The organism is Chitinivibrionales bacterium, assembly GCA_014728215.1.
Lineage (GTDB): Bacteria > Fibrobacterota > Chitinivibrionia > Chitinivibrionales > WJKA01 > WJKA01.
In genome coordinates this window covers 1-5,108 of record WJLZ01000045.1, presented here as the reverse complement: position 1 = coordinate 5,108, position 5,108 = coordinate 1, and the positions used below count along the sequence as shown (strand labels likewise).

Here is a 5,108-nt window from a genome sequence, read left to right as displayed (position 1 = left end):
CTCTGAGGCAGGCGGGGGTGTAAACTGGATCAGTTACGTGATTGTGGTAATCACCAGTGTTGCAGGTATGACAACAACAGTATACTGGTGGAATTATGCAGATCAATATCAATAATATGCTCGGGCACACTGCGCAATGCCTTTGGCACTCGCCCCTATATTTTCTCTTTCCCTTCACAAATTGCAGTCTCACCAGAGGAAGAAGTTACGCGGTCACATTCCATTCAGCATCGCACCATTTTCCGTGTCTGCGAATCCCCCATTCTTTCGAGCGTATCCATCACCTCCTGAAAATCCATAACAGCTTTCCGGAAAAGCTTGCTTCATGCGAACACTTTATAGTATCTTGTTCCAACAGATCACACCACAGACTACCGGCAATAATTTATTTGTTATTTTTTAATATACTACAGAGGAATGTCATGAAGATTCCTGCATGGCTTTTTTTCTTTTTTTCTCTGATGTGGATTTCGATATATGCCGAAAACAGTGCACAAGCCGCTCTGTCTTTATGAAAATATCGAATACAGGCCCGAACTGGAAACGCTCATTCCGGCCAGGAACCACACCGTTTTGCCGGCCATTACCACACGTTTAGCACAGGAACCGGGAAACGAAGTAAATTCGAAAGTCGAAATTCGAAAGGCAGACGCAGACTGTTCCATATCTCAACTCGTCATCTTTCTCGTTGTCTCAAATCCCTCATTAAAAAGCTAATCCGGCAATCTTCAATCCCCACCTTGACTCCCCCACCATAATTTCCTATTTTGGAAGTATGGCACAAGAAAAATTAAAACTCCATGCCTATCCGAAGCTGATCAGTCCCCGTCTGATTATGGGATTTTCGGGATGGATGAACGGCGGAGAAGTATCATTGGGAACAATCGATTATCTGGTTAAAAAATTCAAGGCCCAGAAACTTGCCGATATCGATCCAAGCGGCTTTTATCTCTACAGTTTTCCCGGTTCCATGGAGCTCACCGCCCTGTTCCGTCCCCATACGGCTATACGTGAAGGCATTGTTGAAGAGTATTCACCGCCGGCCAATTCATTCTATTTCGACCAGGGTAACGATCTTATCTATTTTTCCGGTAAGGAACCGAATCTTGCCTGGGAAGAATATGGCGATGCGGTTTTTTCGCTCTGTAAATACTATGCGGTCGACCAAATCTGTTTTATCGGAAGCGTATCCGGGCTTACCCCTCACTCCCGGGAACCCCGTATAACCTTTTCCTGTTCCGATGAAAACACTCGGGAGAATCTTCTGGAGCATGGGCTAAAACCGAGCGATTACGAGGGGCCTGCAAGTATTGTCTCCTATCTAACCTTCAGGGCCAGGCAGGAAAATATCAGCTTGACTGTTTTAGTTGCCGAAATTCCGGCATACATCAAAGGATTCAATCCACGGTGTATCGAAACGATGACCCGTTTGATCGGCAATTTATACGAGCTTCATTTTGTGGTCGGCGATCTTCACGGCGCCGTTGAAGCCTTCGACAGCAAAATCAAAGAAACACTGGAAAAGGAAGCTGAATTCGCGGAAAAAGTCAAACAACTCGAACAACAATACGACAGTGAAGCTTTTGATCGTGAAATGACCGATCTGGAATCCTGGTTCAGGGAGCGCGGATTCCAGTTTGAATGAGGCACCGGAAAGATTGAGGGTAAGAAAAAGAGACAAAAGCCAACGAGAACGATTACGACAAATGAGAGAAGAATTATTCCCGAAAATTAAAAAAGGAGGTATGCAGCCTCTTAAACTGCCGCACCCTCCACTTTATGAATATTTTTAATATTCTTATTCTTTTCCGACAACTTCTTTCAGCGAAATTTCGAAATTCAGATTTTTTCCTGCCAGTGGATGGTTGCCGTCGAGAGTGACGGTGTTGTCCGACATATCGGTGATTCTCACAACAAAGGGATTACCGTTTTTATCCTGAGCCTGCAGGCGTTGTCCTAGCTCGGGCTCGAGATTTTCAGGTAATACACTCCGGGTGGTTTCGATAACAGCATCGCTGTTATAAGGGCCATAGGCATTTTCAGAAGAAACTGAAACAGTCTTTGTTTCCCCTTCTTCCATATCAACAACGGCCTGTTCAAACCCGGGAATTATTTTATGTTCACCAATTGTAAACTCAAGCAGGTTGTCCTCATTGTTCTGATCAAAAACAGTACCATCTTCAAGCTTGCCGGTGTACTGGACCTTTACCGTATCACCTTCTTTTGCTTTCGACATATTGGACTCCTTTCTGCGTTTTCAGGCGTTTGCACCTGGTTAATTAATGGATTCCAGATTTTATATTGCAGATAGTTTAATACCACTCAGTGCAAGTTTCAGATTGATCAGCCCGATTTCTGAATGTTGATTTCACGTATTCTGAAACTGGACATTTATGCTTGAATCAGTGTCGGCGTTTACCTGATGTCCAACGGCCGCGTTACGCTTGAAAATGGCCATCTCTTGCACAATTTGTCCCTGCAGGCGACTAACCGTAGAGCTTTAATATAAATGGTGCAGCACAGATGGTCAAAAAGGCAACATCTATCAATGCGACAATGTTTTAAGATTTCAAATGCATATACATATATATGCCGCTTTTTCCCGCCGGGAAGGAAAATTTCACGGCGGCAACAGCGCAAATAACCGGACAAAAGCGATGCCGCCCATATATCCACCGGGAATTGACTCCCGAACAGATTGTCCCGTTTGATAATGACCCCGAACTGGAGCAATTTTGACCTGCCTGCAACTCGTGGAAATCTCTGGACATGTCAATCGGATAGCGTCATTACCTGCATGATGATATCCTGCCGGATTAGAATAAGGTGATTTACATTTTAAAAGAAGCTCATTTCGCAGGATTAAAAATGCAGCAACATTCTGGACCGGGACTAATCCCAAAAGGCCGGAGTGCCATATAACTGTTTACTGCACCAATGGAAGAATCACCGCAACCCTGTACGACACCGACGGCGCCTGGCTCCTTGAAACACAGCCGTCAGGAGAAATCACGGCAGTCCAGATCGACCCTTCAGGCGATGAAGAAGAATTCGAGCAGGATCAACCTGGCGGGCTTGCAAAATCAGCAGCGTCATCCTCAGACAGTGCTCTATCTTTTATCGATGTTATCGTTTTTTATTCTTCGGAATACCGTGCATCGTTTTCATCTGCCGATGCGCTTGACGATGAGATTAATTTCAGGATCGAAGAATCAAACTTTATCTTCGAAAACAGCCGCATAAAAATCGCCTTTCGTCTGGTACACCATGAGGAGCTCGCCTTGACTGATAACATTCAGAGTGCTGTTGATGTCCGTGCAGATGCCGATGTCACCCGCCTTCGGGACCAGTACGGCGCCGATCTGGTGACATTCTGGACTATTGGTGGAAAAGGAGGTACAGCGCATACGTATACCGGTGAAGAGCGTTCTGCATTCAGTACCATGACCAAGAGCAATATCCAGTCGAAATTTAAGTTCACCCATGAAACCGGCCATAATCTCGGCGCAAAGCATGACCGTGTCGTGTATGACAGGATAGGAACCTACCAGGATAACTATAATTACGGCCTCTGCCGGCATGATTACCGCTCGGTTATGGCATATAGTAATTGTACCGGCGGCAGTTGCCCGCGGGTACCCTATTTTACCAATCCCTATGTCACGGTTAACAACGAACGGTTCGGTATTCCGCTCGGTGAGGCGGATCCGGCGCACAATGCCAGACGGTTGAACGATACCCGTGCTGTTGTCGAAGGATTCCGGGATATTGCCTATGAAGGCCACTGGGTGCTGAGTGTGGTTGACGGTGATGGTGACGGCCCGTATCTTTCCGGCGAAACCGTTGAAATAACAGCATCAGCAGCACCGGACAGCATGGTTTTTGACCAGTGGGCCGGCGATATCGCCGCAATCGATAATCCGAACAGCCCCTCCACAACGGTAAATATGCCCGCTCATAACTGTGCACTGTATGCACTGTACAGTTATGGAAATTATGTCTCGACAGTTGACAAGAATGTCAAAGCTGCAAATTCCCTGAGTATAGCAGGTATATCCTCCCGGAGAGTATCGATACATGTGGCTGAACCGGGCAGCTACCGCGTTTCACTTTATTCCATAGACGGCAGAGCTGTTGGTGCTGTCTCGGAACAATTTGCTGCGGGAAAGCATATGATCGACTTCGATGACGCCGGTATCGGTTCCTCAATTTACTTTGCTGCAATACAGGGAAAAGGGAAAAAGGCCGTTCAGAAGCTTGTGCCACTTCGGTAAAGATCATTCATGCTGTTAAAACGCAGGCTGGCGCGAATAGTTTCCTGAAATTCTTTGTAGATCCGGAATAATCACCTCCGGATACCTTTCTCCCCTGCCCTATTGCACGTATTCAATCGAATCTGATATATTATATCAGGTTATCGACCACAAGCCCTCTTGCAATATTCTAACCGGAGGATTCATGCAATGCTGAAAAATATTCCCGATCCCAAAATCAACTCCGATACCTGGATTGCGCCCAATGCCGTAGTAATGGGTAATGTTGCGATTGCCCGGGGAGCGAGTGTCTGGTACGGATGCATTATCAGGGGTGATGAACCCGGAGAGGCGATCAGTATCGGTGAAGATACCAATATCCAGGATGGCTCGATCGTGCACATTGACAAGAACACATCATGCCGGATCGGGGCACGGGTAACCGTGGGTCACCGGGCGATAATTCATGCCGCCACGGTCGCCGATGACTGCCTGATCGGCATGGGAGCAATGGTTTTGACCGGGGCATCGGTCGGAAGCGGTTCGATTGTTGCTGCAGGTGCAGTAGTAACCGAAGGAATGCAGGTGCCGGAGAATTCACTGGTAGCCGGCGTACCGGCAAAAGTAAAGCGAACGACTACCGATGACGACCGCAAACGAATCGAAGAGTCCTGGAAAGCGTATATATGGATGACCGGGCTTCACCGGGATAAGCAGCAGAGATAGAACGCTGATGACACATTGAATAACTGCAGCTATCTCCTGAGGATTCCCGGCAACAACTCTATTTGGGCCCCGGTCCGGCTGATATAATACCCGGAGGGGATACAATCGGTGATCGCGGGAACAAAGGAG

The 5,108-nt window shown here is 47.0% G+C and carries 5 protein-coding genes; 4 read left to right on the top strand and 1 reads right to left on the bottom strand.

The window, feature by feature from the left end:
• The first annotated feature begins 477 nt into the window (after positions 1-477).
• On the top strand, positions 478-717 hold the full coding sequence (locus tag GF401_03280) for a hypothetical protein (protein ID MBD3344065.1): 240 nt from the start codon (positions 478-480) through the stop codon (positions 715-717).
• A gap of 58 nt (positions 718-775) precedes the next feature.
• Positions 776-1,645, top strand: coding sequence for a hypothetical protein (locus tag GF401_03275; protein MBD3344064.1), 870 nt, complete (start codon positions 776-778; stop codon positions 1,643-1,645).
• A 153-nt stretch (positions 1,646-1,798) separates the two neighbouring features.
• Here GF401_03275 and GF401_03270 read toward each other — a convergent pair whose 3' ends face one another.
• Positions 1,799-2,236 (bottom strand): peptidylprolyl isomerase, encoded by a 438-nt coding sequence (locus GF401_03270; protein ID MBD3344063.1) that lies wholly within the window; start codon positions 2,234-2,236, stop codon positions 1,799-1,801.
• Positions 2,237-2,861: 625 nt separating this feature from the next.
• Between GF401_03270 and GF401_03265 the strand changes: the two genes are divergently transcribed.
• Complete coding sequence (locus tag GF401_03265) at positions 2,862-4,274, top strand: hypothetical protein (GenBank protein ID MBD3344062.1); 1,413 nt, start codon at positions 2,862-2,864, stop codon at positions 4,272-4,274.
• Between the two features lie 189 nt (positions 4,275-4,463).
• Complete coding sequence (locus GF401_03260) at positions 4,464-4,979, top strand: gamma carbonic anhydrase family protein (GenBank protein ID MBD3344061.1); 516 nt, start codon at positions 4,464-4,466, stop codon at positions 4,977-4,979.
• The last annotated feature ends 129 nt before the right edge of the window (positions 4,980-5,108 follow it).